Raw genomic sequence first — 26,251 nt, forward strand, 5'->3', positions numbered from 1 at the left:
AGGGGGGACTCCTCGTGGCGTGGCAGACTGCGGGCGTGCCTGCCTGGATGACTCCGCGCCGTCTGGGTGCTGCCGCGGTGCTGTACGCCGTCTTCGTCGGCGGCTGGTACCTCGGCCAGCCCCTCCCCCATGTCGGCTGTCCCGCCTTTGAGGCGGCGCCCACCCACGAGGCGGCGCCGCTCGGGGAACCCGGTGACGTCGGCGACGACCTGCGCCGCTCGGCCGGACATCTCGAGACGGTCTTCACCACCGATTTCGTCTCCATCGACGCGATCGTGCCGTGCGAGCCGTGGACGGGCCGTCCCCGCCTCGTCGCCTGGCTCCTCGGCGACTGGCGCTGAAAGCGCCGTGACGCCCCCGGGGACCGGCCCCGCGTCCGCACGTCCGACCGGGGGTGGGGCGAAGCCGGCCGGTGCCCCGCACAGCCGGACCTTCGTCCGGAAGGGGCGCTCGCCGTCCGGCCGGCGGCGAGAGGGCCGGCCATCCGCACCACCGTGCCGCCGGTCAGCCGGCGCGCGGCTGTTCCTGCTCGCGGCGGGCGCTCTCCAGGACCTGCCGCCACGAGACGACGTTCGGTCTGCGCCGCAGCAGAGCCCGGCGCTCGCGTTCGGTCATGCCGCCCCACACCCCCCACTCGATGCGGTTGTCGAGTGCCTCCACCAGACACTCGGTACGCACCGGACAGCCCGCGCAGACCGCTTTGGCCCGGTTCTGCCGGGCACCGTCCGCGAACAGCTCCTCCGGGTCGGTGCCGCGGCAGGCCGCGTCCTCGTGCCAGTAGGCGTTCACGCTCGTCATGTCTTCTTCCCCCGGTCACGGCTCGGCGGCGGCACCGGGCCTGTCGCGCAGATCGCGGCCACTGCGGTGTGGTGCACGGCGGCCGGGCCCGACAGGGGACGTTCCGCCGGCGGAGCGGAAGGATCCGCGGACGACCCCCGCGGCACACGGCACGGGACCTCGGTGTCCGACGCGCCTCCACGCACCGGCGCCACTGTAATGCCACCTCCCTGAGCAGGGTGTCCGTGCGGGTCGGGCTCGGCCCGGCCGAGGACGGGAACCGGTGGGACGGTTTCGCATCCGTGTCCTGTCCGGCGGACCTGTACGGCAGTTCGCGAGGACGGTGGTCGCCCAGGACGGCGGCGACGGCCGCGTCGGGGCGAGCGGCATCCGGCAGCACCATTCCCGTACCGAGGAGCGCGCCGCGTGGCCGTCGAGCCGGAGAAGTCCACCGCCCAGAGCCTCCAGAGCCGGTGCGCGGCCCGGTTCGCGCCCGCCGCGGCGGGCACAGCCGCGGAGGCGTCCCCGGCCGCCGGGACGGCCGGCGCCGAGGAGACCGAGAAGGCACCGGCGCAGGCCTGACCCTCTCGCCCGGCGCGGTGACGCCGGCCGGGCCGGGCACCGGCCCGCGGCGCGGCCCGTGCGGCCGGGGCAACGGTGTCCGGCAGGTGAAGAGTTGGCTTCTCGCCGCGGGCGCGCTCGCAAACGGAGTTCCGGCCGCGCGTGTCGGAGGGGACCGTACCGGCCTCGCGGACGCCGGTGTCCCGAACTGCCGTGGAGCGGCGGGTGATCGGGCGGACCGGCTCCCCCGATCACCCGTCGCTGCGCGGCCGTTGGGTCCGCACGGGGTCGCGGCCCGGCCACAGCAGGGCTCCTCAGGTGCGGTGATCGGCCGAGCGCGGGAGGAGACGGGCAGCGGTGGGGATGCCGTGTGAGCACCTGGGAGGGCGGCGTGCTCCGTGCCGGCCTGCGCGGCCGCAGCCGTCCGTCCGCCCGAGCGCGGTGACCTCCAGGGGCCACTCGTCAACGCCCTGCGCCAGCAGGTATGTTGACCGCGTGATGCGGAGGAGTGACCTCCGGCGCCCCGGTTGACGGTGATAGCATTCCGCCGTCTGCGACCTTGATCCACTTTTGCTCATGACCTGGGCCCGAACGCGGTGAACTGTCCCGTACTCCGCGTCCCCGGACGGGTCGCGGATCCTTGCGAGGCGTACTCGTTGGCGCCCGCATGCCACGCGCCGGGAAAGGTTTCCATGACTCAATACGCGCTTCTTTGGTGCCTGACCGCGATAGCGGTGACAGCCGTCGCCGCGGTCGTGGCACTCGTGCTCCGCAGCAGAGGCCTGAGCAAGAGGAAGAGGGAGTCCGAAGCCGCACTGGAGGAGCGGCTGCGGTACAGCGAGGAGCAACTCGGCCGCACTCAGGCGGAACTGTCCCGGCTCCAGGCCGAACAGAGCAAGGTCATCCGCGAAGCGGAGCAGGCCGCCGAGGAGAACACCAAGACGGTCCTCAAAGGCGCCGCCCGGTTCCTGCAGAGCCTCGCGGCCGAGCAGACGATGCTGCTGGACGGTGTCCAGCGCGAGTACGGAGGCCACCCGGTCCTCGCCGACCTGATGGACATCACCCACGCCAACGCCCAGATGGCCCGCAAGGCCCAGGGCATCGCGGTCATGTGCGGCGCGCCGCTGGGCCGTCGCAGCCAGCCCGCCAGCGTCTACGACGTGGTCCGCAGCGCCCAGAGCCAGATCCGCAACTTCCAGCGGGTCGAGATCATGCAGCCGAGCGGCATCGCGCTGAAGGCCTCCGCCGTCGCGCCGGTTGCCCTGGCCGTCGCCGAACTGCTTGACAACGCTGCCAGCTTCTCCCAGGCGGACGCGCCGATCGAGGTCACGTTCCGTCAGGTCCAGAAGAATCTGTGCATCATCATCGACGACGCCGGCGTCGGCATGAGCGACGAGGACCGGCAGCGGGCCAGCGCGCTGCTGTCCGGTGACGACCTCCCGCGGCTGTCCCAGCTGGGCACCCAGCCGAAGTTCGGTTTCCCGGTGATCGGTCTGATCGCCCGTCAGTACGGCTTCAAGGTGGATGTCACCGGCGTCTCCCGATACGGCGGTGTGCGAGCCGTCGTCCTGCTGCCCGAGGAGCTGTGGACCATGGAGGAGACCCAGCCGTCGGCGTCGACGGCGCCTGTGAGCAGCATCCGGCCGGTGGCGGGCGGCGAGCCGGCGCGTACGGCCGGCGGTCTGCCGAAGCGCGGAAGCCGCACGTCGCCCACCAGTGTCCCCGCGCCGGCGGAGCAGCCGGCCAGGCGAAGTGTCCGCCGTGGCGTCGGCAGCCTGGCCGCCCTGCAGCGCGGTACGCAGACCGCGCGTGACATGACCTCCCCCGACGCTTCGAGGCCCGGAGGGTCCGAAAACGCATGAGTACGACAGACCTGTCGTGGATGGTTCAGGACATCGTCGACAACGTGCCCAGGGCACGGCACGCCGTGGTGCTGTCCGCGGACGGCATACCCCGCGGGGCCACGGACGGGCTGACCGGCCAGGACGTGCGGACCATCTCCGCGGCCATGGCCGGGATGCAGTCGCTCAGCCGGGCCACCGCGCATTTCGCCGGCCCCGTGCGGGACCGGCAGTGGATCCAGACCGTCATCGAGTTCCAGCACGGCTGGGTGTTCCTGATCGGGGCCGGTCAGGGCGCCTACCTGGCGGCCGCCGCGGAACCCGACGTCGACATGGAACAGCTCTCGTTCCGCATGAACCGGCTGGTGGCCAGGCTCGGCACCAACCTCACGGCCCCGCCGCGGGTGAACGTCAGCGACCCGGCCGAGGCCGGGGACGGCCCTGCGGGGCCGCAGGGCGGAGCGGCCGGGTCGGTCGCCGTCCTCGCCGAGCTGGACAAGGCGGTGGCTTCGGTTCCCGGCGCCCTGCACGCCCTGCTGCTCGGCGCGGACGGTCTGCCGCGGGGGGCGAGCGCGGGGGTCGGCAGGGACCTCGCGGACACCATCTCGGCGGCCATGACGGGCATCCACGCCTACAGCCGGGCGACCGCGCCGTTCGCGGGCGGGACGCAGGACGACGAGTGGAGTCAGACCGTCATCGAGTTCCAGCACGGCTGGGTGTTCCTGATCGCGGCGGGCGCGGGTGCCTACCTGGCGGCGGCCGCCGAGCACGACTGTGACATCGAGGAGTTCACCGCACGTCTGAGTGAGGCGATGCCCGCGCTCACCTCGCAGCGGGTCCCGCCGGGAGAGAGGTCCAGCGATGCATGACGACCCGTCCGACGAGCTGGAGCTGACAGCCCCGTTAGTCCCGCTTTTCATCATCGCGGGGGGACGCGCGCTGCCCCGGGACAGCGAGTACGAGCACACCACGATGGTCACGGCCCAGGACGGTGCCTCGGCCACGGCTCGCACCCTGTCTCCGGAAGCCCGCGCGGTCATGGACCTGATCGCGAACGGGTTCCTCTCCGTCGCCGAGGTCGCGGCCCATACCCAGCTGCCCCTGGGCATCGTGCGCATCCTGCTGGCCCAGATGGCCGAGGACGGTCTGATCCATGTGCGCAATCCGGTGCCGCATGCCGAACGCCACGACCCCGTCCTGCTCACCGCCGTGCTCGACGGCCTCATGCGAATTCGAACCGGAGCGTAACCCGCGTGTATCTGGATCCCGAAGTCTCCCGATCCGTGAAGGTCCTGGTGGTGGGCCATTTCGCGGTCGGGAAGACCACGTACATAGGAAGCGTCTCCGAGATCGAGCCGCTTCAGACCGAAGAGGAGATAACCGAGGCCAGCGAGGGTCTCGACGACCTCTCCGAGACCCCCGAGAAGACGACCACGACGGTGGCCATGGACTTCGGGCGTCTGACCCTCAGTGAGGACCTGGTCCTCTACATCTTCGGAACACCGGGGCAGGAACGGTTCAAGCAGATGTGGGAGGGCCTGTCCAGGGGGGCACTGGGCGCCCTGGTCCTGGTGGACCCCGAGCGGCTGGAGGAGACGTTCCCGGTCCTGGACCTGGTCGAGGCGTTCGGCCTGCCCTACGTCATCGGGGTCAACACCTTCGACGGCAAGCGGCGCTTCCCGCTGTCCGAAGTGTGCGAGGCACTCAACATCTCCGAGGAGACGCCCGTCATCGACTGCGACGTCCGTGACCAGGACTCCTCGATGCAGGCACTCATCACCCTCGTGAAGCACCTCTTGTCCTCACTCGGCTAGGAGCCAGCATGCAACAGCCCTTCGAGACCACCGGGACACCGGCCGGCTGCCCCGCGCACGGCAACGTCCCGCTGTACGGGGCCGAGTTCGGCTCCGACCCGGAGCGCACCTACGCACGGTTGCGCTCGGTGGGGCCCAGCGCCCCCGTCGACATCGCGCCGGGCGTCGAGGTCGAGCTGGTGACCAGCTACGACGCGAGCCTGTACATCCTGCAGAACCCGACGCTGTTCCTGCGGGACTCGCGCCGCTGGAACGCCCTGAACGAAGGCCGGGTGCCGGCCGACAGTCCGGCCCTGCCCATGATGGGCTACCGTCCCAACGCCCTGTTCAGCGACGGCGCGGCGCACGCCCGGCTGCGGCAGGCGGTCACCGACAGCCTCGCCACCCTCGACCAGGGCCGGCTCGTCAGGCTGACCCAGCAGTCGGCCGACTACCTGATCAGCCGTTTCAGCACCGAGGCCCTCGGCCAGGCCGAGCTGATGGCCGCATACGCCCAGCCACTGCCCCTGCTCGTCTTCGGCGACCTGTTCGGCTGCCCTCCGGAGCTCGGCGACCGCGTCATCGCCGGGATCAGCGGCATCTTCCAGGGCACCCCGGGTGCCGACGAGATCCTGGGCGGCGCGCTGGCCGAGCTGATCGCCCTCAAGCGCCGACAGCCCGGCGAGGACCTCACCACCCGGCTGATGGTGCACTCCGCCCGGCTGTCCGACGAGGAGGTGCTGCACCAGCTCGTGACCCTGCTCTCCGGCGGGACCGCGCCCCTGACGGCCGCCATCGGCACGAGCACCGCGCTGTACCTCAACGACGACTGGCCGCCCGGTCTGCCGGTCGAGGACGCGGTCGTGAAGACCTTGTGGAACTACGCCCCCATCGCCAACTACGCGGGCCACTACCCCACCCAGGACGTCGAGTTGGGGGACAGGACGCTGCGGGCGGGCGACCCGGTCCTGATCTCCTTCGCGGCGGCCAACACCGACCCCAAGCTGACCGAGCACCGCGAACAGCTCAGTTCCAAGGCGCACCTGGCCTTCGGCGCCGGCCCGCACGCGTGCCCGGCCAAGGACCCCGCCTTCATGATCACGACCACTGCCGTGGAGTCCCTGCTCAACCGGCTGCCCGACGTCGAGATGCGCGTCCCCTTCAAGGACCTCGCGTGGGTGCCGACGCCCTGGAGCCGGTCGCTGGTCACCGTGCCCATCCGGTTCACCCCCCGCACCGTGCCGTCGGCAGCCCGTTCCCGGCCCGCGGGCTCGTCTCCGGCCCAGGCGGCGCAGTCACACGCCGCCGTTCCCCAGCCGGCCTCGGCGAACCGGTCGGCCCACGCCGCGTCGCGCCCCAAGGGCGGACTGTTCAGCCGCTTCCGGGCGTGGGTGAATGGCGAGTGACGTAGGTAACCCTACGAGAACACAGCGTCATTGGATGTTTGGATCATCCTATGGGTACGAATGGCGGCTGGCAGGAAGGAGCCGTCACCGTGGGAAGTATCGCGACTCCGACATCGGAACGTCGGGCCACCATCTCCCTGTTCTCCCGTCTCCGTACGGCTGAAGGACAGGCCAACCCCTTCCCCATCTACGCACAGCTCAGGGCGCGCGGCGAGGTCAGCCCCGCGCCCTGGGGCGGTTTCCTCGTCACCGGTTACGACCTCTGCGCGCAGGTGCTGCGCAGCGCCACCTGGCTCGAACCGGACGCCGCGTGGCGGGAGCGGCAGGGTGCGAGCACCCGCTGGAGCGCCCCCTCGTCCCGGGAGATCAGCCGCACTCTGCCCGCGCTCAATCCTCCGGAACACACCAGGGTGCGCCGGTCGGCGGGCACCTTCGACCGCACCACCATCGACCAGATCGGCCACCGGGTGAGCCATGTGGTCGACCGGCTGCTGGACCGTCTGCAGGAACGTTTGCGCACAGGAGAGGCCGACTTCGCGGCGCTGGTGAGCGAGGAACTCCCCGTCGCCACCATCGGCGACTGGCTCGGTCTGCCCAGCGCCGACTGGCCGCGCCTGCGGGAGCTGACCCACGACCAGGTCTTCACCCAGGAACTCCTCCCGAACGCCAGCCAGCTGGCCCGGTCCGACGCCGCCATGGCCGAACTGCGCGCCTACTTCCTCGACCTGGTGCGCGAGCGGCGCAGACGTCCCGGCGACGACCCCGTCTCCCGGTGGACACGCACCTGGGACGAGCTCGAACCGGACCAGGACAAGGCCGACGAGGCGGTCTACTTCCTCAGCCTGTTCGTCCTGCTGGCGGCCCTGGAGACCACCTCGACCCTGCTGTCCACGACGACGCTCCTGCTCGTCGAAGAACCCCGCCGCTGGGACCTGCTGCGCGAACAGCCCGACCTCGTGCCCGGGTTCGTGGAGGAGGCCCTGCGCTACGACCCTCCCACCCACGTCATCAGCCGCGTCGCCGCCCGGGACACCGTCCTGGCGGACGCCGAGGTCCACGCCGGCGAGATGGTCCACCTCATGGTGGGCGCCGCCCACCGCGACCCCGCCCGGTTCACCGACCCCGACACCTTCGACCCGCACCGCAACCCCAGCCACCTGGCGTTCAGCTGGGGCATCCACTACTGCCTCGGAGCCCCGCTGGCCCGGCTGGAGGCGCAGACCCTGCTCCGCCGCATGATCGCCCGTCTGCCGAGACTCGCCCTGGTCCGCCGCCCCGCGCAGGCACCCCGGGTGGCGTTCCGGCGCATGATGAACCTGGATGTGGAACTGGCATGAACCCGCTCACCAGCCCTGCCGCCGCCCCGGCTCCCGCTCCCGCCCCCGCTCCCCTGGACCTCACCCGCATCGGCCCTGTCCTCCACGTCCGGCTCAACCCCTCCGGGCAGGACGACGTCCTGGGCGCAGCGGTGCTGGACGCGCTCATAGCCGTCCTCGACGATCTCCATGACCAGCCCGACATACGCGTCCTGGTGCTCTCGTCCCTGGGCGACGACTTCTGTCTGGGAGCCGACCGGCGCGAGTACCAGGACGCGGTGGCCGACGATCCCACGGGGGCCGCACTGCGGCGCATCGCGGACAAGGCCCACCGGGTGTGCCAGGCGCTGGAGAACACCCACGCCGTCACCATCGCCCGGCTGCACGGCAAGGTCATCGGCGCCGGCCTCGCGCTCGCGGCCTACTGCGACCTCCGTGCCGGCGCCGACACCTGCCGCTTCCGCATGCCGGAGGTCGGGATCGGACTGGCGCCCGCCTGGGGTGGTGCCATGGGCCGTCTGGTCACGGAGGTGGGAGCGGCCCGGATCCGTGAACTCATGCTCACCTGCGACGAGTTCGACGCCCACACCGCTCACCGCTACGGCCTCCTCCACAAGGTCGCCCCGCTCGACGGGCTGGACGACACCGTCACCGCCTGGACCAGGCCCCTCGCCCGACGCTCCCCCCAGGCCCTGCTGCTCACCAAGCGCATGCTCACCGGCTTCTCCAAGGCCGCCCGCACCACTGATTCCGCCTTGCTCGACTCCCATCTCCTCGCCGCTCAGCTGACCCGGCCCCGCTGACCCCGCCGACCCCCGAGGCGGGAGCCTGCGCCCGCGGCCGCCCGGACACCCGCCCTACCGGACCACCGCGGCGGCGGGCACGGTGAACACGGTGACCACGCCGGGGGAATCCGGCCTCGGGTCACCTGTTCCCGGACGTGGCGACGGGCACCGCGGGAAGTGAGCGTCCGCGGCCGCCGCCGTGCCCCCTTGGCGCTCCCCGCGCACCACCGCCCGGCCGGAAAACGCTTGGACTCCGCGGTCGCCGTCGCGGGACACTTCCGGACTCGAACCGTAACTCCACACATCCATTGCGGTGATGGCCCCTGCCTGCCCGCGCGCGCGTGGCGGCCGCAGGGACGACACAGGGGGTGGGATGGAAACGCCCGGAACACGCAGGGTCCAGCCGGGGAAGCGCTCGGTGCTCCTGGCACTTCGGTACTACGGACGGGAGTTGTCCCGGCTGCGCCGGTGGACGGCTCCCGCCATGCTGTTCTCGGCGCTGGGCAACATCGGCATCAACTACGTCGCGCCGCTGATCGTCGCCAAACTCGTCGGCGACCTGGCCGGCGACGAGGACGTCACGGTCGCCTCGGCGCTGCCGTTCGTGCTCGGCTTCGCCGGTGTCCTGCTGCTCGCGGAGGCGCTGTGGCGGATCGCCCTGCACTGTCTCAACCGGCTCGACGCCTTCGGCATCGAGCACCTGTACGTGATCGGGATGGACGAGCTGTTCGCCAAGGACGCCGCGTTCTTCCACGACAACTTCGCCGGTTCGCTGACCAAGCGGGTCCTCAGCTTCGCCTCACGCTTCGAGCCGTTCGTGGACACGCTGACGTTCCAGATCGTCGGCAGCTTCGTACCGCTGGCGTTCGGGGCGGTGGTGCTGTGGCGCTACGAGCCGCTGCTCGTCGTCGGCCTGCTGGTGATGATCACGCTCACGGCGGTGCTGGTCGGGCCCCTCGTCCGGCGGCGCCAGGCACTCGTCGACCAGCGTGAGGAGGCGATCGCCCGGGTGTCGGGCCATGTCGCCGACAGCCTGATGAACATGGACACGGTGCGGGCGTTCGCCGCCGAGGAGCGCGAGGCAGCCGAGCACCGTGCCCGGGTCGCGGTGTCGCGCAGGCTCACCCTGCGGTCGTGGGACTACGGCAACCTGCGCATCGACACACTGGTCGCGCCGATGTCCGTGCTCACCAACGCGATGGGCCTGCTGCTCGCCGTCATGCTCGGCGGGGGCGCGCACGGCGTGGAGGCGATCGTGGTCGCCTTCGCCTACTACAACAACGCGACCCGGATCATGTTCGAGTTCAACCAGATCTACCGCCGGCTGGAGAGTTCGATGACGGAGGCCGCGCAGTTCACGGAACTGCTGCTGACGCCGCCGACCGTCCTCGACCCGCCCGACCCGGAATCGCTGCGACCGCGGGGCGCCGACATCCGCTTCGCCAAGGTGACCTTCGCCCACCGGGGCGGCCGGCCGCTGTTCGAAGGGCTCGACCTGACCGTGCCGAGCGGGACGAAGGTCGGCCTCGTCGGCCGGTCCGGCGGCGGCAAGACCTCGCTCACCCGGCTGCTGCTGCGGATGACCGACGTCGACGGCGGACGCATCCTGGTCGGAGGCCAGGACATCAGCCGGCTGCGCCAGGCCGACCTGCGCAGTCAGATCGCCTACGTGCCGCAGGACCCGGCGATGTTCCACCGCACCCTGCGGGACAACATCGCGTTCGCCCGGCCGGACGCCACCGACGCCGAGGTCCGCCGCGCGGCCGAGGCGGCCCATGTCACCGAGTTCGCCGACGCGTTGCCGGACGGCTTCGACACCATGGTGGGCGAACGGGGCGTCAAGCTGTCCGGCGGCCAGCGCCAACGCGTCGCTCTCGCCCGGGCGATCCTGCGCGACGCGCCGATCCTGCTGCTCGACGAGGCGACCAGCGCCCTGGACTCGGAGAGCGAACTGCTCGTCCAGGAGGCGCTGTGGCGGCTCATGGAGGGGCGGACCACGCTGGTGGTGGCGCACCGGCTGAGCACGGTCGCCCGCATGGACCAGCTCGTCGTCCTCGACCGCGGGCGGATCGTCGAGCAGGGCAGCCACCAGGAACTGCTCGCGCTCGACGGCGCCTACGCCAAGCTGTGGCAGCACCAGTCGGGCGGCTTCCTCGAAACCCCCCGGCCGTCGGACGGACGTTGAGGTGCTCGCCCGCGCGCGCCCGGGCAGGGGCCCCGACTCCGCCGAAGTGTCACGGGAGTCTTCCGGTTCCCGCCCGTGAGCAGCCCGGATACAACCCTCTCGGTCCGTCGCGAGTCAGAGACGCCGCGATGAGGTGAGGGACCTCGTGCAACCGGGCCACAGGAAATGGCATACGATGCGCGCGACCCTCATAAAGATCACATAAGAGGATGTACACGTCATGGCAATCCGTGCCCCGTATCGTTCCCTCCGCGGCATATCCGCCGTCGTCACCCTGCTCGCGATCGGCGCGGTGGGATGCTCGGACGTCTCCGACGCCGTCGACGGCGCCAAGGACGGCGCGAAGAAGGTGGCTCGCCAGCGCTCGGTGTTCTCGCTGGACATCGGCGACTGTTACAACCCGAACGGCAAGGCCGAGGGGACCGCCTACGTCGTCGAGATCGTGCCCTGCGACGAGGCACACGAGGGCCAGGTCGTCGGCGAGTTCGCGATCGACGAGGGCAAGGAGTACCCCGGCGACGACGGGGTCTCGACGATCGCGGACAACCGCTGCCCGGTCGAGGCGCAGAAGTACGCTCCCGACACCTGGGCGCTCCCCAAGGGCGTCGCCCTCTTCTACTACACCCCGACCAAGGAGAGCTGGGCGACCGGTGACCGTGCGGTGAGCTGCACCTACACCGCGGAGAAGGGCAGGTTCAGCGGCTCGCTGGCCACCGCGAAGTCCCTCGAGCCCGAGCAGACCACGTATCTCAAGGGGTCGAACGCGGTCTACGAGGCCCTGTGGGCGAACCAGCCCGAGAAGGACACCGTCGAGGCCGACCTGGCCGGCTACAAGGCACAGGCCAAGGCTGTTGCGGACGCCCTCGACGCGCACGTCAAGGGCCTGGACGGCATCGAGGGCACCGAGGTCGGCAAGCTCCGCGCGACGCTGACGAAGGCCGCCGGGAACTGGGAGAAGGCCGCGAACGCCGCTGACGCCGACGCGTTCTACGTCGCCTACGACCCGGCCTTCACCGGCATCGACCCGAACAAGTCGGTCGCCGCCCGCAAGGAACTGGGTCTGGCCACCACCGTCCCGGCCGACGAGGCCGAGGTCTGGGCGGGCTGACGCTCCGCCGGTCCAGCGGGGCCGTGTCCGTCGAGGACGCGGCCCCGCTTCCCGGTCCGCGGCGGACGGGCCGGGTATCCGATGAACCCTGTATCGCGGGCATATCGAGAACCTCATACGCCGCCGCAACGGCCTTCCGTCTGCAATGGGGGCATGAACCCCGACGCATCCCTGTCAGCACCGCCTCGCCGCATGCGCGGGATCGTGCTCCTCGGCCTGGCGGTCCTCGGCCTGGCGAGCGCCGCGTTCGTCGTGCGGCGGCCGCTCCTGATGTCCGCTCCGGCATGCATGGCCGGGCGGTGGCACGGCTGTTTCGACACCTTCAACGGCGTGGTGCTCATGACGTCGGTCGCGCTGCCGTTGGCCGTGCTGGTGGTGTGGGCTCTGGCGCGCCGTCGGCGTTCCGCCGGGGTCGCGGCGGCGTGGCGGACGTCGTCGGCCGAGGTGGGCATGGTGCACGGGACGGTGCCGTTCGTGTGGATGACCCTGATGCCGGGCGCCGGGGCCGGTACCGTCCCCGGCCGGGTGAGTCCGGTACCGCTGCGGGACCTGGTCACGATGGGGGCGGGCGGGATCGTCGGAAACCTGCTGGTCCTCGCAGCGCTGGGGTTCTTCGCCCCGATGCGGTTCGCGGCGCTGGCGTCCGTGCCGAGGATCCTGGCGCTCGGGACGGGCTGTTCGGTCCTGATCGAGACCGCACAGTACGTGCTGTGGCTGGACCGGGTGTCCTCCGTGGACGACGTACTGCTCAACGCCGCCGGTGCCGTGCTGGCCGCGCTGGCGTCGCGCCGCTGGTGGCGCACGACGGCCCGGGCGGCGCCGGACCGGCCGCGCCCCGCGCCGGCGTCGGCGGGCTGAGCCGCCTGCCGGGGCGGACGTCTTTGCATACGCCGGCGATACGTCGCGCTGCTTAGGCTTCGGACATGCGCGTACTGATCGTGGAGGACGAGCCCTACCTGGCCGAAGCCGTCCGTGACGGTCTGCGGCTGGAGGCGATCGCCGCCGACATCGCCGGCGACGGCGCCTCCGCCCTGGAACTGCTCGGCGTCAACTCCTACGACCTCGCCGTCCTCGACCGCGACATCCCCGGCCCGTCCGGCGACGAGGTCGCCCGGCGTATCGTCTCCTCCGGCAGCGGCATCCCGATTCTGATGCTCACCGCCGCCGACCGGATCGACGACAAGGCCTCCGGGTTCGAGCTCGGCGCCGACGACTACCTCACCAAACCGTTCGAGCTGCGGGAGCTCGTCCTGCGGCTGAGGGCGCTCGACCGCAGACGCGCCCACATCCGCCCGCCGGTCCGCGAGATCGCGGGCCTGCGGCTCGACCCCTTCCGCCGTGAGGTCTTCCGCGACGGACGCCACGTCGCGCTCACCCGCAAACAGTTCGCCGTGCTGGAAGTCCTCGTCGCCGCCGAGGGCGGTGTCGTCAGCGCCGAAGAGCTGCTGGAACGGGCCTGGGACGAGAACGCCGATCCCCTCACCAACGCCGTGCGCATCACCGTCTCCGCCCTGCGCAAACGGCTCGGCGAACCATGGATCATCACCACGGTGCCCGGCGTCGGCTACCGGATCGGCACCGGCCCGGACACCGCCGTCCCCGGCAGTGCGCGTGCTTAGGCGCCCGGGACCCAGCGCCCGGCTGAAATTCACCCTCAGCTATGCCGGGTTCCTCTTCGTCGCCGGCGCTCTCCTGCTGGTGGTGGTGTGGATGTTCCTGCTGCGCCACGTACCCGACAACAGCCAGGGACTGCTCGGGATCTCGCCCAACCGCTATCTTCTGGTGCGGACCTTCGCGCCCGCCGCAGCCCTGGCGATGGCCTTCCTCCTTGTGTTCGGCCTCGTCGGAGGCTGGGTCCTCGCCGGCCGGATGCTCGCCCCGCTCACCCGGATCACCGATGCGACGCGCATGGCAGCGAACGGGTCGCTGTCCCACCGGATCCGTATGCAGGGCCGCCGGGACGAATTCCGCGAACTCTCCGACGCGTTCGACTCGATGCTCCGACAGCTCGAGTCCCACGTCGCCGAGCAGCAGAGGTTCGCCGCGAACGCCTCCCACGAACTGCGCACCCCGCTGGCGATCTCGCGGACGCTCCTCGACGTCGCCCGCAAGGACCCCACGCGGGACCGGGGCGACCTCATCGAACGCCTGCACGCTGTCAATACGCGGGCGATCGACCTCACCGAAGCCCTGCTGCTGCTCAGCCGCAGCGACCGCGGAAACTTCCCCCGCGAGAGCACCGATCTCTCCCTCATCGCCGAAGAGGCCGCCGAAACACTGCTTCCCTTCGCCGAACAGCGCCGCATCACGCTCGACGTCACCGGCGGGGCGGCCCGGACCAGCGGCTCCGGGGAACTCCTGCTGCGGATGGCGACGAACCTCGTCCAGAACGCCATCGTCCACAACCTCCCCGCCGGCGGCACCGTGACGGTCCGCACCGAGGCGCACGGCGACACGAGTGTGCTGCAGGTCGAGAACACGGGCCGTCGGGTCCCAGCGGAACTGCTCCCGACCCTCACCGAACCCTTCCGACGCGGTACGGAACGCGCACGAGCCGACGAGCACGCCGGTGTCGGCCTCGGCCTCGCCATCGTGCACGGCATCGTCCGCGCCCATGACGGAACCCTCGACCTCGTCCCCCGTCCCGCCGGCGGTCTCCTCGTCACGGTCCGGCTTCCCGGCATGGCGTAGACACCGTCCCCGGGCGGGGCCCGAATGAGGCATGAACAGATCTCATCCCATTCGACCTGTCACCCCACCCGGCCCGTATGCCCCCGTCGCACCCGCCGCCTCTTCCGCATCCCGATCTCGCAATTCGATAACCGGCGCATATACGGGCAACTCCGATGAAAGAAATGAGCTCTCCGTACTTCTCCGTCCGGCACTCCGCCGCGCGATCACGTAGGCAGCCCAGGCGTTCTGGCTCAATACGTCCGCCTGTCGTTCCCCCGCAATCGCTAGCGTTCTCCTCATGACCGCGGAAAGCCGGACCGAGACCTGCGGCACCATGGGCGTCGGGGGATCGGCAGAGCCGAGCATCCATCAACTGCGTCTTTTCCTGGCGTTGAGCAAGGACCTTCATTTCGGTGCAGCCGCTGCGCGCATGTCCATCACCCAATCCGCTCTGAGCCAGCAGATCCGGGATCTGGAGAAACGGCTGAGAGTGAAGCTGTTCGAAAGAACCAGCCGGGCAGTCGCTCTCACCCCGGCCGGGCGTGCTCTGCTGCCCGAGGCCGAGAGGGCGATCGAGGCCATGACCCGGCTGCGCTGCACCGCCGAGTCACAGCTGCGTCAAGTCTCCGGACGGCTCGTCGTGGGGACCGTCGGGGCCGAGGCCGCCATGGAGCACACCCACGGTGTGCTCCAGGCGCTGCACGGCCATCAGCCCCGGATCACCGTGGAGGTGGTCAGTCTGAATCTCACCGACCACATGACCGCCCTCTTCCGGCAGGAAGTCGACGTGCTCTTCCTCCGCCCTCCTGTGCCGAACGGCATGGAGGTGCACCACCTGGCCACCGAGCCGCGGGTGGCCTGCCTGCCCGCCGACGATCCCCTGGCCTCGGCGCCCCGCCTCACGCTCGCACAGCTCGCCGGCTATCCCGTGGTCGACATGCCCGAGCAGGTGCCGCGGGTGTGGTGGGACTTCTGGGCGGTGGACCCGCGCCCGGACGGCACCCCGGTGCGCTACGGTCCGGTCGTGCCCGACATGGAGGCGTTGCTGCACACCGTGGCCCGCGGGAAGGCGATGTGCTTCCTGCCCGCCGCGGCCCGCGCGTTCTTCCCCCGCCCCGGTATCCGGTACGTCGACGTCACCGACCTCCCCCCGTCCACCTCGGCCTTGGCGTGGCTCGTCAAGAACCGCGACGAGCCCACGGTCCGGGCCATCCGGCAGGCCGCGCGCATCTTCACCCGGCGGAGCACCGCGCGGCTCGGCCGGCCCGAGGAACGGTTGTCCTCGGGGGCACCGCGCGTCGACTGACGCGGATCCTCCCCGCCACCGTCCCCGCCGTGACGGGTGCCGGCCCGGCCGGCACCCGTCACGGACAGGGAGGCGATCAGCAGGAGTCGACCCAGCGGTGCGAGGAGATGTTGTCGTTCATCGCCTCACCGCCGCCGGCCCCGTTGTGCGGGAAGTAGTCGTACCGCATGTCCATCAGGTAGTGGCCGTTGGCCAGACAGTACGAGGCGCCTCCGTAACCGGCGTCCCAGTACAGCCGCACATCGTCGTACGCACCCGCGTAGCCCTGGTTGTCCACCGACGACGCCTGGTTGCGCATGTTGCGGTCGGACCAGTTGGAGCTGTCGCCGAACCAGGTGGCCTGGCGGCCGCCCTTCCACGAGTGCTCCCACGCGTAGAGGTTGCCGTCGGCCGCCACGGCCTTCTCCGACGCGGGCGCCTCCGCCCCGGTGCTCGCCGCGTAGGCGGTGGTCGGCGCCACGAGCGCGGCCGCGAACACCGCCGCGGCGAGCAGGGACTTGCCTCGGTTCATCAACATGTGCTGTCTCCTTCTCACTTGGTCGCTCTTGTTCTCCTCGGCCCGCGTTCGGGGACGGGCGGGCACGGCCCGCGCTCCCCCGGCGGTGAGGCTCTGGGGTCCCGGCCCGTCAGCGGGCCAGGACGGTACGGGCCCGCGGAAGGGCGTCGGCCCGCAGGCGTTCCACGAGGTCCACCTCGGCGCGGTGCTCGCGCCGCAGTTCCCGGCCGAGACGGCGGTCCAGGCGCCGCGCGGCGGAGGACAGGCCGCTGCTGCGCGCGCAGCGGGCCTCCTGGACGGCGACACGGACCTCCCGTGCCGTGTCGCGGGCCTCGCCGTGTCCGAGGAACTCGGCCCTGGCCTGCGCCGGGCTCCGGTAGGGCAGTCCGTTCGCCCGCATGCACGCCGACCACTCCCCCGAGGTGCGGGTGAAGTCCGGGTGGGCGGTGACCCGTTGTTGCGTGAGGGCGTTCAGATTGTCGACGAGCGTGCTGGCCGCGTACCAGGCGGACAGGTCCCCGTACAGGGTGCGCCAGGCCTTCGCCCGGCAGCCGGTGGCGCTGTGCCCGATGACCACCCCGCCGGGGAGTTCGGCTCGGAGTCCTTCGCGGCCGGTTCCGTTCAGGGCGGCGATCGCGGCCCGCCGGCGGTCGTCGGGCAGCCCGCGCAGATAGACCTGGTTGGGGTCCTCGGCGCGAAGCCGCTCGATCCGTTCCTCGAAGAGGCTGCCGTAGCCGTACCGCTTCGCCCACTGCGGGTCGTCGATGACGTAAGGGAAGTCACGGGCTTCGGGCAGCGGGTTCTCGGGCACGGCCCAGAACCGGAATCCGGCCGCTCTCATGCACCTGCGCTGGAGCTCCTGCTCGGCGTCGTACAGCAGGGTCCGCTCCTGTGCCGTGGTCGGCCTCGCCGTCGACGGGGCACGCACCGCCTCCGGTCCGCTGCCGGCCGCCGGCCCGTCGGAGCACCCGGCGGCCACCAGCAGGGCCAGCCCCGCCACGGCGGTGGCCGCGCTTCTGCGACATCGCGTCATCGTGTGTGTCTTCCGTGTCCGCCCCACGGAGGTGGGTGGGGTCCGCTCGTACCGGTCGGCGTCACCGCTGCCGCGAAGTGCCTCGTGACCTGTCTCAGCAGGTGCGCACGCCGGGAAGCTGGTTGTCGGGTGAGCTGATGTGGATGTTGGTGATGTAGCCGCCGTACTGGGGGAGGTAGGCCCACCAGTCGTTCGTGTAGGGCGGTACGGAGACCTGCCGGCCCCTCTTCTGGCAGCCGACCAGCACCTCCACGCCGGCGGGCAGCGTGGTCAGCGTGGCGGATTCGGTGGTCGGCAGGGCTCGGACCCGGACACCGGAGCCCCAGGTGCCGAACCAGGTGCCGGTGGGACGCACCCCGCCGGGGACGTCGAGGGAGCGGACCAGCCTGCCCAGGTCCGTGTAGGCCTTGCCGTACGGGGTGCCGTCGGGGTGCAGGGTGAGGACGGCCACGATGGAGCGGTCCCCGGTCCCCACCGTGCCGGTGGTGTGCAGCGCCTCGCGTACCAGGTCCACTCCGTCCGCCCCCTCGGTGCGAAGGTCGCCGGCGGTGGTCACGGGGGCGCCGGCGGCCGATGCGGTGGCGGTGCAGCCCCCGGAGTCGAAGCCGGACCAGCCCTGCTTGACCGCCCACGGCCGGTCGAACGCGCCCGCTGTGCCGAAGTGCTGGTCGAAGCCGTCGGCGCCGCAGCGGGTGGACTGCCGCAGGTTGCCCATCACGTAATCGCGTACGGGTGCGGGCGCTGAATCCAGCAGGTAACGGTAGATCCTCACGGTGTCGGCGGCGGTGAGGGCCGTGTAGCCCCAGTGGCCGGGGTGGGACGCCGGAGGCCGGGCGGTGTGGGTCAGTCCCAGCCGGGCGGCCATCCGGTCGACGATGGCGCCCTGGCCGTTCTGCGCCCAGTAGTGGTTGGCCGCGGTGTCGTCGCTGCTGCGGAGCATGGCGTCCAGCCGTGCGCGATCGGCGGACGGGATGTCGTAGGCGGGGCCGCGGTCCCACAGGTGGTCCAGGGCGATCAGCAGTTTGACCACCGAGGCCGCCCGGAACTGCCGGGTCGTGTCGAGTTGTTCGGTGAAGGTTCCGGTCTGCCGGTCGAACACCGCCACTGCGGCCACCACCCCCGCCGGCACCTCGACGGACCGCGGCCGTGCGGGCTCCGCGGAGGCCGCCGGTACGGCCGAGGCCAGGCACAGGGCCGCCGTCGCCAGGGCGGGGAACGCTCTCGCCGCGGTTCTCGTCCGGAGGGAAAGGAGCATCGGTGATTCCCCGTTCTCAGGTTCACGACTGGTATCGCGACTTCGCCCGCGGTCCTGGAGCGGGCTGCGCGGGCACCGGCGTCCGTCGGCGCCCGGGCGGTGCCGCACGTGCGCGGCGGGCGGGGCCGAGCGAACGGCGCCGGATCCGGCGTCGACCGCTCCGCCTCGTGCGGGCTCACGCGGGGTCATGCGGGGCGGAAGGAGCGAAGCCCGCTCGGGCGGTGGAGTTTCTGTGTGGAAAGTGCTCCCAGGATCTCTCCGGAACGCGACGGCGGAAATTCCGTGGGTTCTTTCACGGACCCGGTCTCCGTCGGCGCGCGCGACTCCACGGACAGAGCGCGCAAGCAGGCGCTCGACGCCGAAGGGTGGCGGGAGACCGGGTCACCGACGACGCCGGGAAATCCCGGCACGGCCTTGAGTGCGGAAGACGGGAGTCGCCGTTCCGGTATGCGCGCCCACCATGGTTTCCTCTTCCCCCGGTCATGTACGGCTGCGAAATGTACAAGTGTCCCGTCTCGTACCGACGGTGGTCGCCCCGGCCGGCGAGGTGCCTCTCAGACACTTGCACAGGGCGACTGCGATGTCAGGAGCGCAGGCCATGCAGGATGCCGTGCGATTGATGGAGGGATCTCCATGACCGCAGGCAGGCCCGCTCGCCACGAGCAACCGACCGGCCGCTCGCGGACGGGGCTCGGCAGGGCGCCCGCGGCGGTCGTTCGGGGCGCCTGAGCAGGCGTACTCATGCATGGTGCGGCTGCTGCGCCGCTTTTCCCCACCACATGGTGGTGCGCGGCCCGCAGGGCCCGCAGGAGGGTGCTGCGGGCCCCTGACCACTCCGGGCGGCGAGGAGTCAGCCCACGGCTTCTTCGTCCCGAAGCGGCCGGGGTGCACGCTCGCCTCCGGTCCGCCCCTCCCCCGACGGGGCCGCTTCGCCCCTCCCCGGGCGGGGGCGACGGTCGGCGCCTCCGGCGTCGTCCGCGTGCCCGTGCGCGCCGGGCGTGATCGGGGTGGCGCGTTCCCCGGCCGTGACCGGCCCCGCAAGCACCTGCCCGGTCGACGGTCCGTCGCCGGGGTCCGCGCCCGGTCGGCGTCACGCCGTGAAGGTGCGGACGAGGAGCAGGACGTTGAGCGCGCTGATCACGGTGCTCACCAGGACGGCGGCCACCGTGGTGACACGGCGGTTGACCAGGTCCCCCATGATCCGCCGGCGGGCCGTGAAGATCAGCAGGGGAACGAGCGCGAAGGGGACTCCGAAGGACAGCACCACCTGGCTGAGGACGAGTGCCTGCGTCGGCTCGACGCCCAGGGAGAGGACGACCAGAGGCGGTGCCATGGTCACCAGGCGGCGTACCGTCAGCGGGATGCGGCGCCCGAGGAAACCGCTCAGGACGACCTGGCCCGCGAAGGTGCCGACGCCCGAGGAGGCCAGTCCGGACGCGAGCAGGGCGAGCGCGAACGCCAGGGCGGCGCCGGGGCCCAGGGCACTGCCGAGACCGGCGTGGAAGGCCTCGAGCGTCTCCTGCGTGCCGGTTCCGTGCAGGGCCGCGGCGGCGATGGTGAGCATGCTGGCGTTCACCAGCCCCGCGATGCCGAGCGCGAGGAACAGCGCGGAGCGGTGGGCGCGCAGTTCGCGGCGTCTGCGGTCCAGGGAGGACCGGGCGGGGCTGCGCGCCAGCGAGGAGTGGAGGTAGATCACGTGCGGCATGACGGTGGCGCCGATCATGCCGGTGGTCAGGAGGATGCTCTGGGTGTCGGCGAAGCGGGGGCGCATGCCGGACAGGGCGCCGCTCCACGCACCGGCGGCCGCCGCCTGGTAGACGAAGCCGGCGAGAATGACCAGGAGCAGCGCGGCGGTCACGATCTCGAAGCGGCGGCGTCCTTCGGGAGCGAGGGTCAGCAGCAGCAGCGAGGTGGCCGCGACGATGAAGACGGCGGGCAGCAGGGGGATGCCGAACAGGATGTGCAGGGCGACGGCGCCGCCGACGAACTCGGCCAGGTCGGTGGCCATCGCGACGAGTTCCGCCTGCAGCCAGAGCGTCCGGTTCAGCGCGCGGGGGGTGTGCGCCCGGCACAGCTGCGGGAGGTCCCGGCCCGTGGCGACGCCCGCTTTGCAGGCGAGGTACTGGACGAACACGGCCATGACGTTCGCGGCGGCGATCACCCACAGCAGCAGGGGGCCGTAGCGGGTGCCGGCCGTCATGTTGGTGGCGAAGTTGCCGGGGTCCACGTAGGCCACCGAGACGACGAACGCGGGGCCGAGCATCGCCAGGGTCATCCGCAGCCGGGAACCGGTCGCGGTCCTCGCCGTCCTCCGGCTTCCGGGGACGGGCTCGGCCAGGGGGCCGGCCGTGACGGACGGCGTGCGGGTCGGCGGAGCGAGCGGGGTGTGCGGTACCCGCTCGGTGGAGGCCGGGTCAAGCATGCCGCCTCCCGGGCAGAGGCCCGCTGCGCGGCGGGCCCGAGCGGCGCACCGGCTTCGTCGACAGCAGCGCCACCAGGGCGGTGATCAGGAGGACGACGGCCAGGGCCCGGTGCGTCGGGCCGCCGTGCACGAAGCCGACAACGGCGGACAGCGCGTACAGGCCGCTCAGCACGAGGCGGGTCCCCATGTGACGCGGCGGCGCGGAGGCGACGGAGTGACGCATCATGGTGCTCCTCTCGAAGGACGGCCGGGCCGGGTCCGCCTGCCGGCGCACCCGGCCCGCTCCCTCAGTCGTCCGGCGTCATCGCGTCCTTGATCTTGCCCTTCAGGCCGGTCTCGGTGCCGAGCACCGGGCCCTTGGGTTCGCCCCGGCTGCCGTCGTAGGTGGCGTACAGCTTCGGGTCGGGCGGCGGAGGCACGGCGAGGTCTCCCAGCGGCTCGGGGGATTGCAGCACGCTGAACTCGTGGTCGCCGTCCGGGGTCGGGCCGCCGGCCCACAGGCCGAGTTCGGACTCGGCTCCGTCGGACAGGTGCCATATCGTCTGAGCGTGTTCGCGGTACTCCACGTCCTCGAACCCGCCCGGGACGACCACGCCTTCGAGACCGTCCTCGCGCAGTTGCTCGATCGCCGCGAGCCACTGGTTCTGGTGCACGGTGTCACGGGCGAGATTGAACTTGAGCATGTCCCTCACGCCCGGATCGTCGGTCATGTTGTACAGCCGGGCCGTCTGCAGCCGGCTCTGCGCCTCCGCGGCGACGTTGGCGTAGAAGTCGGCGAGCAGGTTGCCGCTGGCGATCGCGTACCGGCCGTTCCAGGGGTATCCGTTGCTGTCCGCGGGCAGCGCCGCGCCGCCGGCGATGATGGCCTGCTGCGGGTCCATGCCCCCCAGAACCGCGCCGACGGCCGGGTCGGCGGTCGCCATCTTGGTGGTCGCGGTGGCGGGGGCCCCTTCCAGGAGGCGCGCGATCATCGTGGCGAGCATCTCCACGTGACCGATCTCCTCCGTGGCGGTGTCCATGATCAGGTCTTTGTACTTGCCCTGGATGCGGGTGTTCCACCCTTGGAAGAGGTACTGCATCATCACGGACATCTCGCCGTAGGCGCCGCCCACGAGTTCCTGCAGCTTGTGCGCGTACGCCGGGTCCGGCTTCTCCGGCCGGGCCTCGAACTGGAGCTTCTGAGTGTGTCGGAACATGGTGTTCCCCTGATCGCAGGTGCGGTTTCGGCCGAGGCGGGACAAGCCCGGTGCCGACGCTCGTCCGCCCGTGCCACGACGCTAGGCCGCCCCCGTCACCGTCGCGTGTCCGTGCCTCGGCGGGTGGTCGTCCCCTCGCGGTCGCACAGCCGTACCGGGGGCCCGTGGCTCCGCCCGCTGCGGGCCCGCACCGCCGGAACCACAGGGTGACGTCGCGGTAAGGCGCCCGTGACGCCGCCCACACGCGCGGGGCCCGGATTCGCCCGGCGGGAATCCCGAGAACGGGGATCCCGGCGCGAAGGCATGCATGACGTGCGCCACACATGTGTGACATGTGCCATATCGGACAACTCGGACCGTCCTGTCCGTCTCCGGAAAGCACGTAGAGAGCTCGCCATGACAGTCACCCCTGTCGACCGCGATCGTCCGTCCCGGCCCCGGGCGGAGGTGTCCTTGCTCGGCCGCTTCGCGCTCCGCCTCCCCCACGGACACACCTACCTGGCACCCACCACGCAGAAAGTGCTGGTACTGCTCGCGATCCACGCGCAGGGCCTGGCCCGCGGCAGCGCGGCCGCACTGCTCTGGCCGCACCTGCCCGACAGGCGCTCCGCCGCCAGCCTGCGCTCCGCCCTGTGGCGCCTGTCCCGTGCCGGCGGACCCTGCCAGATGGTCGTCTGCGACAGCGAACACCTCCGGCTGGACCAGAACGTCCAGGTCGATCTGCACACCGCCCACCGCGTTGTGCACGACCTCACCACCCGCCGGCCCGCCGACGAGCCCTCGACGGTGCCGGCCTACCTGCGCCAGGACCTCCTGCCCGACTGGAGCGAGAGCTGGCTGCTCGTGGTGCGCGAGCACTTCCGCCAGACGCGCCTGCACGCCCTGGAGACCTGCAGCAGGCGACTGCGTGCCTCCGGGCAGATGGGCGCGGCCATGGAGTTCGCCATGGCCGCACTGGAGGCGGACCCCCTGCGTGAAAGCGCTCACCGCTGCGTGAGCGAGATCCACCTCGCCGAGGGGAACGTCGCCGACGCCCTGCGCTTCTACGACACCTACCGCCGGCAGCTGCGCGACGAACTGGGCCTGGCACCCACCAGCGACTACCGCAACCTCCTCGCGCCGTTCCTGCGGCGGCCGCTGGACTCCGCGCGGGAGGCCGGACGCAGGGCGTGAACGCCACGGCCCGCCGCCGGCCCCCGGCCCTCCGTCCGCCACCGGGCGAGGGCACGGCCCGCAGCGCCTCCCGCTCGCGTCCCACGCGCCGCCCGGAGTGACCTCTCCGGCCCCTGCCGTGCCCCTTGCCGGACCTCGGGGACCTCGTCGCACGCCGCTCGCCATGAGCGGAAGTCACTCCTCGTGGGAAGAGAGGCCCCTCAGGCGGGCGGGCGTCCGGTGACAGCGCCGCCGGGGTCGTCCAGCAGGGCGATGCGGGCGGTGAGGCGTTTGCCGACCGGCTCCCGCCGCGCCTCGAAGCCCTGGGCGACCGCCATCACGATCTCCAGGCCGTGCTGCCCGACCCGGCCCGGATCGACCGCCCGGGCGATGGGCAGTACGGGGTCGGAGTCCCACACCACGACCTCCACCACGTCGCCGTCGATCCGCAGTTCCAGCCGGATCGGACCGGGGGCGTACTTGCGGGCGTTGGTGACCAGCTCGCTGACCACCAGCTGTGCCACGTCCAGGGCGCGCCGGGAGACGGGCAGGCCGTGTTCGCTCCGTACGCGGGCGAGGAAGCCCGCGGTCAGGTGGCGGGCACGGGCGATGTCGGTGCCGTCACCGCCGAGGGCCGTCGCGATCCGGGCGGGGTGCTCGTACGGCCCGGTGCCGTCGCCCTCCAAGGGCTCTGGTTCTCTCACGGCCTGCCTTCACTCCCCGTCCGCACTTCCGCACGTGTCCCACGCACACGGCGTACGCTCCACCCGTTTTGCGCCGGCTCCCCCCGTGCCAAAAGGCGTCATCCACGCGATGCGGGGCACGACCATCCGGAGCGACGATGTTTTGACGTGCCAGTATGACTGATGTGATTGAGGGTTCAATGACAGATGTCGAGCGAGCGGAACGGCCCGTCGGACTGTCCGTGGTGTCCACCACCACTGACCGCATCCGCGTGATCACGCTGGCCGGGGAGATCGACCAGCACACCGGACAAGAGCTCCGCCGGGCACTGGACGTCTCCGGCACCGTCCGGCCCCGCATCGTGATCGATCTGCGCCAGGTCACCTTCATGGACTCCAGCGGCGTCAACACCCTGATCGCCGCCCACCAGGACATCACCGCGGCCGGCGGCTGGCTCCGCCTTGCCGCACCCACCCGGACCGTACGCCGCGTCCTGCACCTCGTCGGCGTCGACGAGCTCATCGACTGCCGCGACACCCTCCGCCAAGCCCTCAGCGCCTGACCACCCCCACCCCCCGCCGAACGCTCCGGGTCTCCCCCGCCCTCCCTCGACGGCCCCTTCGGAGGGTTCGAGGACAAGGCCGGCCGGACCTGCCGCGCCAGGACCTGACGGACCGGTCGCCGCCGGCACCCCGCTCGCAGCGGAGCAGGCCGCCGCCGGGCCGCGGGTGCGCCGCGCGGACTCCGACCGGCTGTGCACGAGTCGAGGAAAGACGCCGAGAACCCGCAACCGGTCAACGACGCCTGCCGTGGCGCGGCCGGGAGCGCCTGCCGCGGGTGAAGGCGCGGGCGAGGCCGACGCCTTGCAGAACGGCGCAGACGGTGATCACCATGCGTATGTCCGCGGGATCGACGACCGCCATGAGGATGCCGGCGAGCGGATAGGGCAGGAGCAGGATCAGCACGGTCACGGACAGGGTGCTGCCGAACACCTCGGCGGGGATGAGGTGGGACCGCAGGGTGCGCAGCACGACGGCCAGCACGCTGTCGCCCGCCATGAAGACGGCGGTCAGCACCAGGTACGCCGGATAGGAATCAGCGCGCGCGATCATGAAGCACGGCACGACCGTCACCACCGCGGCCCAGCGGCCCACCCCGGTCAGCCCCCACCGGTCGATGGCGCCGCGGCAGACGGCGACCGCCAGCAGCGAAGCGGCGGCCGCGCAGGACCAGACCACGCCGACCGAGGCGCTGGACCGGCCGAGTTCCTTCACGACGATCACCGGGGTCGCCGCCTCCAGGAGGCCCAGCGCCAGATTGGACAACGCCAGCCCGGCCACCAGCCGCGCCAGCGTCGGCAGCCCGCGCAGGGTGGACCAGCCGGTCCGCCAGCCCTGTGCCACGGGCCCGGCCGTCTCCGCTGCCGGCACCGGCGTCCGGCGCGCGCCGGGGGCGATGGCGGCCGACAGCAGCGACAGGCCGCTGATCACGGTGAGCATGCCGAGGGAGCCGTTCCACTGGAGGAGGAGACCGCCGGCCGCGGGGCCGGCCAGGGCGGCCGCCTGGTCGATGCTCAGCAGGACCGACTGGACACGGTGTGCCTCGTCCCCGGCCTCCCGGCTGGCGGCCCCGCCGATGCTCTCGGCCGCGATGAAGCTGAACTGGGTCAGGCACCCCGCGCACGCCGCCAGGAGCATCACCAGGCCGGAGGCCGTTCGGTCGCCGGTCAGGGCCAGGGCGGGCGCCCCGAGCCCCGCGACCAGCGCCCGGCCCGTGGCGGCCAGCCGGAAGACCCGAGCGGGCCCGAAACGGTCCACGGCCATGCCCGCCAGGGCGAACGTACACAGCCGCGGCGCCCACGCCAGCATGAAGGCGATCCCGGTCAGCGACGACGAGTTCGTCGTTCCCAGCACCAGCAGGGGGATGCCGTAGGTGGTCATGGAGGACGCGGCGGCATCCGCGAGACGCGGCAGGTAGACACCGCGCGCCCGGCCATGGGTCACGGGGCGGGCGTGCCGGGGCGGGGCCGACCGGACCTTCGTGGATATCAAGGAGACCTGCGTTTTCTGTGAACCGTGACGGCCGTCGACATCGACCCGGACAAAAAGACCCGCAGCGCGGCAGAACTTCGTTTCGGGAACGAACCCCTTTCCGGGAGTCGGGCAGGCCGCCTCCCGGACCACGGCCGTGAGGCGGTGCCTCCACCGGGCGAGCCGGGAGGGGCGCCGGACGCCGCGCCTTCCCAACAAGCCTGCGGAGACT

At 71.7% G+C, this 26,251-nt stretch carries 26 protein-coding genes; 17 read left to right on the top strand and 9 right to left on the bottom strand.

Annotation, left to right across the window (positions count from 1 at the left end; genetic code table 11):
• Positions 1-47: 47 nt before the first annotated feature.
• Complete coding sequence (locus ACIF8T_RS32420) at positions 48-341, top strand: hypothetical protein (RefSeq protein ID WP_400040055.1); 294 nt, start codon at positions 48-50, stop codon at positions 339-341.
• 163 nt (positions 342-504) lie between these two features.
• On the opposite strand, the gene ACIF8T_RS32425 is transcribed toward ACIF8T_RS32420, so the two are convergent.
• The gene (locus ACIF8T_RS32425; RefSeq protein ID WP_400039982.1) at positions 505-798 is read right to left on the bottom strand and encodes a WhiB family transcriptional regulator; all 294 of its coding nucleotides are present in this window, start codon (positions 796-798) and stop codon (positions 505-507) included.
• A gap of 405 nt (positions 799-1,203) precedes the next feature.
• Here ACIF8T_RS32425 and ACIF8T_RS32430 point away from each other — a divergent pair, with 405 nt between their 5' ends.
• The 14 genes from ACIF8T_RS32430 (at position 1,204) to ACIF8T_RS32495 (ending at position 15,751) form a co-directional block, all read left to right on the top strand.
• Positions 1,204-1,359 carry a hypothetical protein gene (locus ACIF8T_RS32430; RefSeq protein WP_400039984.1) on the top strand — a complete coding sequence of 52 codons (156 nt, stop codon included), beginning with the start codon at positions 1,204-1,206 and terminating at the stop codon, positions 1,357-1,359.
• Between the two features lie 671 nt (positions 1,360-2,030).
• Entirely contained in the window at positions 2,031-3,200 is a 1,170-nt protein-coding gene (locus ACIF8T_RS32435) for an ATP-binding protein (RefSeq protein ID WP_400039986.1), read from the top strand.
• 20 nt (positions 3,201-3,220) lie between these two features.
• Positions 3,221-4,048: a roadblock/LC7 domain-containing protein gene (locus ACIF8T_RS32440; RefSeq protein ID WP_400040057.1), complete on the top strand. Its 828-nt coding sequence runs from the start codon at positions 3,221-3,223 to the stop codon at positions 4,046-4,048.
• Entirely contained in the window at positions 4,041-4,427 is a 387-nt protein-coding gene (locus ACIF8T_RS32445) for a DUF742 domain-containing protein (RefSeq protein ID WP_400039987.1), read from the top strand. Before ACIF8T_RS32440 ends, ACIF8T_RS32445 begins: the two co-directional genes overlap by 8 nt.
• A gap of 5 nt (positions 4,428-4,432) precedes the next feature.
• Entirely contained in the window at positions 4,433-4,993 is a 561-nt protein-coding gene (locus tag ACIF8T_RS32450) for a GTP-binding protein (RefSeq protein ID WP_400039988.1), read from the top strand.
• 8 nt (positions 4,994-5,001) lie between these two features.
• A complete protein-coding gene (locus ACIF8T_RS32455; protein WP_400039989.1) occupies positions 5,002-6,378 on the top strand; it encodes a cytochrome P450 in 1,377 nt (458 codons plus the stop codon).
• 89 nt (positions 6,379-6,467) lie between these two features.
• Positions 6,468-7,715 carry a cytochrome P450 gene (locus tag ACIF8T_RS32460; protein WP_400039991.1) on the top strand — a complete coding sequence of 416 codons (1,248 nt, stop codon included), beginning with the start codon at positions 6,468-6,470 and terminating at the stop codon, positions 7,713-7,715.
• Positions 7,712-8,497, top strand: coding sequence for an enoyl-CoA hydratase/isomerase family protein (locus ACIF8T_RS32465; RefSeq protein ID WP_400039992.1), 786 nt, complete (start codon positions 7,712-7,714; stop codon positions 8,495-8,497). Before ACIF8T_RS32460 ends, ACIF8T_RS32465 begins: the two co-directional genes overlap by 4 nt.
• Positions 8,498-8,852: 355 nt before the next feature.
• Positions 8,853-10,664 carry an ABC transporter ATP-binding protein gene (locus tag ACIF8T_RS32470; RefSeq protein ID WP_400039994.1) on the top strand — a complete coding sequence of 604 codons (1,812 nt, stop codon included), beginning with the start codon at positions 8,853-8,855 and terminating at the stop codon, positions 10,662-10,664.
• A gap of 220 nt (positions 10,665-10,884) precedes the next feature.
• Positions 10,885-11,772 (top strand): septum formation family protein, encoded by an 888-nt coding sequence (locus ACIF8T_RS32475; RefSeq protein WP_400039996.1) that lies wholly within the window; start codon positions 10,885-10,887, stop codon positions 11,770-11,772.
• Positions 11,773-11,925: 153 nt separating this feature from the next.
• On the top strand, positions 11,926-12,630 hold the full coding sequence (locus ACIF8T_RS32480) for a VanZ family protein (RefSeq protein ID WP_400039998.1): 705 nt from the start codon (positions 11,926-11,928) through the stop codon (positions 12,628-12,630).
• A gap of 65 nt (positions 12,631-12,695) precedes the next feature.
• Positions 12,696-13,391, top strand: coding sequence for a response regulator transcription factor (locus tag ACIF8T_RS32485; RefSeq protein ID WP_400039999.1), 696 nt, complete (start codon positions 12,696-12,698; stop codon positions 13,389-13,391).
• Complete coding sequence (locus tag ACIF8T_RS32490; RefSeq protein ID WP_400040001.1) at positions 13,384-14,463, top strand: sensor histidine kinase; 1,080 nt, start codon at positions 13,384-13,386, stop codon at positions 14,461-14,463. The genes ACIF8T_RS32485 and ACIF8T_RS32490 overlap by 8 nt, the downstream gene beginning before the upstream one ends.
• Before the next feature lie 316 nt (positions 14,464-14,779).
• The gene (locus tag ACIF8T_RS32495; RefSeq protein WP_400040059.1) at positions 14,780-15,751 is read left to right on the top strand and encodes a LysR family transcriptional regulator; all 972 of its coding nucleotides are present in this window, start codon (positions 14,780-14,782) and stop codon (positions 15,749-15,751) included.
• Positions 15,752-15,827: 76 nt separating this feature from the next.
• On the opposite strand, the gene ACIF8T_RS32500 is transcribed toward ACIF8T_RS32495, so the two are convergent.
• The 6 genes from ACIF8T_RS32500 to ACIF8T_RS32525 form a co-directional block, all read right to left on the bottom strand.
• Complete coding sequence (locus ACIF8T_RS32500) at positions 15,828-16,268, bottom strand: hypothetical protein (RefSeq protein ID WP_400040002.1); 441 nt, start codon at positions 16,266-16,268, stop codon at positions 15,828-15,830.
• Positions 16,269-16,377: 109 nt separating this feature from the next.
• Positions 16,378-17,280 (bottom strand): hypothetical protein, encoded by a 903-nt coding sequence (locus ACIF8T_RS32505; protein WP_400040004.1) that lies wholly within the window; start codon positions 17,278-17,280, stop codon positions 16,378-16,380.
• Between the two features lie 94 nt (positions 17,281-17,374).
• Complete coding sequence (locus tag ACIF8T_RS32510) at positions 17,375-18,535, bottom strand: hypothetical protein (protein ID WP_400040006.1); 1,161 nt, start codon at positions 18,533-18,535, stop codon at positions 17,375-17,377.
• 1,090 nt (positions 18,536-19,625) lie between these two features.
• On the bottom strand, positions 19,626-20,957 hold the full coding sequence (locus ACIF8T_RS32515; protein WP_400040007.1) for an Nramp family divalent metal transporter: 1,332 nt from the start codon (positions 20,955-20,957) through the stop codon (positions 19,626-19,628).
• Positions 20,950-21,183 carry a hypothetical protein gene (locus ACIF8T_RS32520; RefSeq protein ID WP_400040009.1) on the bottom strand — a complete coding sequence of 78 codons (234 nt, stop codon included), beginning with the start codon at positions 21,181-21,183 and terminating at the stop codon, positions 20,950-20,952. The genes ACIF8T_RS32515 and ACIF8T_RS32520 overlap by 8 nt, the downstream gene beginning before the upstream one ends.
• A gap of 61 nt (positions 21,184-21,244) precedes the next feature.
• Positions 21,245-22,153 carry a manganese catalase family protein gene (locus ACIF8T_RS32525; RefSeq protein WP_400040010.1) on the bottom strand — a complete coding sequence of 303 codons (909 nt, stop codon included), beginning with the start codon at positions 22,151-22,153 and terminating at the stop codon, positions 21,245-21,247.
• A 396-nt stretch (positions 22,154-22,549) separates the two neighbouring features.
• On the opposite strand from ACIF8T_RS32525, the gene ACIF8T_RS32530 reads away from it, so the two are divergent.
• Positions 22,550-23,326 (top strand): BTAD domain-containing putative transcriptional regulator, encoded by a 777-nt coding sequence (locus ACIF8T_RS32530; protein WP_400040012.1) that lies wholly within the window; start codon positions 22,550-22,552, stop codon positions 23,324-23,326.
• Between the two features lie 200 nt (positions 23,327-23,526).
• On the opposite strand, the gene ACIF8T_RS32535 is transcribed toward ACIF8T_RS32530, so the two are convergent.
• A complete protein-coding gene (locus tag ACIF8T_RS32535) occupies positions 23,527-24,009 on the bottom strand; it encodes an ATP-binding protein (RefSeq protein WP_400040014.1) in 483 nt (160 codons plus the stop codon).
• 179 nt (positions 24,010-24,188) lie between these two features.
• On the opposite strand from ACIF8T_RS32535, the gene ACIF8T_RS32540 reads away from it, so the two are divergent.
• Positions 24,189-24,551 carry an STAS domain-containing protein gene (locus ACIF8T_RS32540; protein WP_400040016.1) on the top strand — a complete coding sequence of 121 codons (363 nt, stop codon included), beginning with the start codon at positions 24,189-24,191 and terminating at the stop codon, positions 24,549-24,551.
• A gap of 232 nt (positions 24,552-24,783) precedes the next feature.
• Here the strand turns inward: ACIF8T_RS32540 and ACIF8T_RS32545 are convergent, their stop codons facing one another.
• The gene (locus ACIF8T_RS32545; protein WP_400040017.1) at positions 24,784-25,992 is read right to left on the bottom strand and encodes an MFS transporter; all 1,209 of its coding nucleotides are present in this window, start codon (positions 25,990-25,992) and stop codon (positions 24,784-24,786) included.
• Positions 25,993-26,251: the final 259 nt, after the last annotated feature.

This window comes from Streptomyces sp. NPDC085946, from assembly GCF_044540485.1.
Classification (GTDB): Bacteria; Actinomycetota; Actinomycetes; order Streptomycetales; family Streptomycetaceae; genus Streptomyces.

Excerpts from the sequence above, each read along its gene's own strand:
- ACIF8T_RS32515 (WP_400040007.1), bottom strand. The coding sequence starts at position 20,957 with ATGCTTGACCCGGCCTCCACCGAGCGGGTACCGCACACCCCGCTCGCT.
- ACIF8T_RS32455 (WP_400039989.1), top strand. The coding sequence starts at position 5,002 with ATGCAACAGCCCTTCGAGACCACCGGGACACCGGCCGGCTGCCCCGCG.
- ACIF8T_RS32520 (WP_400040009.1), bottom strand. The coding sequence starts at position 21,183 with ATGATGCGTCACTCCGTCGCCTCCGCGCCGCCGCGTCACATGGGGACC.
- ACIF8T_RS32470 (WP_400039994.1), top strand. The coding sequence starts at position 8,853 with ATGGAAACGCCCGGAACACGCAGGGTCCAGCCGGGGAAGCGCTCGGTG.
- ACIF8T_RS32465 (WP_400039992.1), top strand. The coding sequence starts at position 7,712 with ATGAACCCGCTCACCAGCCCTGCCGCCGCCCCGGCTCCCGCTCCCGCC.
- ACIF8T_RS32440 (WP_400040057.1), top strand. The coding sequence starts at position 3,221 with ATGGTTCAGGACATCGTCGACAACGTGCCCAGGGCACGGCACGCCGTG.
- ACIF8T_RS32525 (WP_400040010.1), bottom strand. The coding sequence starts at position 22,153 with ATGTTCCGACACACTCAGAAGCTCCAGTTCGAGGCCCGGCCGGAGAAG.
- ACIF8T_RS32540 (WP_400040016.1), top strand. The coding sequence starts at position 24,189 with ATGACAGATGTCGAGCGAGCGGAACGGCCCGTCGGACTGTCCGTGGTG.
- ACIF8T_RS32435 (WP_400039986.1), top strand. The coding sequence starts at position 2,031 with ATGACTCAATACGCGCTTCTTTGGTGCCTGACCGCGATAGCGGTGACA.
- ACIF8T_RS32510 (WP_400040006.1), bottom strand. The coding sequence starts at position 18,535 with ATGCTCCTTTCCCTCCGGACGAGAACCGCGGCGAGAGCGTTCCCCGCC.
- ACIF8T_RS32425 (WP_400039982.1), bottom strand. The coding sequence starts at position 798 with ATGACGAGCGTGAACGCCTACTGGCACGAGGACGCGGCCTGCCGCGGC.
- ACIF8T_RS32495 (WP_400040059.1), top strand. The coding sequence starts at position 14,780 with ATGGGCGTCGGGGGATCGGCAGAGCCGAGCATCCATCAACTGCGTCTT.
- ACIF8T_RS32505 (WP_400040004.1), bottom strand. The coding sequence starts at position 17,280 with ATGACGCGATGTCGCAGAAGCGCGGCCACCGCCGTGGCGGGGCTGGCC.
- ACIF8T_RS32500 (WP_400040002.1), bottom strand. The coding sequence starts at position 16,268 with ATGTTGATGAACCGAGGCAAGTCCCTGCTCGCCGCGGCGGTGTTCGCG.
- ACIF8T_RS32480 (WP_400039998.1), top strand. The coding sequence starts at position 11,926 with ATGAACCCCGACGCATCCCTGTCAGCACCGCCTCGCCGCATGCGCGGG.
- ACIF8T_RS32445 (WP_400039987.1), top strand. The coding sequence starts at position 4,041 with ATGCATGACGACCCGTCCGACGAGCTGGAGCTGACAGCCCCGTTAGTC.
- ACIF8T_RS32420 (WP_400040055.1), top strand. The coding sequence starts at position 48 with ATGACTCCGCGCCGTCTGGGTGCTGCCGCGGTGCTGTACGCCGTCTTC.
- ACIF8T_RS32475 (WP_400039996.1), top strand. The coding sequence starts at position 10,885 with ATGGCAATCCGTGCCCCGTATCGTTCCCTCCGCGGCATATCCGCCGTC.
- ACIF8T_RS32485 (WP_400039999.1), top strand. The coding sequence starts at position 12,696 with ATGCGCGTACTGATCGTGGAGGACGAGCCCTACCTGGCCGAAGCCGTC.
- ACIF8T_RS32530 (WP_400040012.1), top strand. The coding sequence starts at position 22,550 with ATGACAGTCACCCCTGTCGACCGCGATCGTCCGTCCCGGCCCCGGGCG.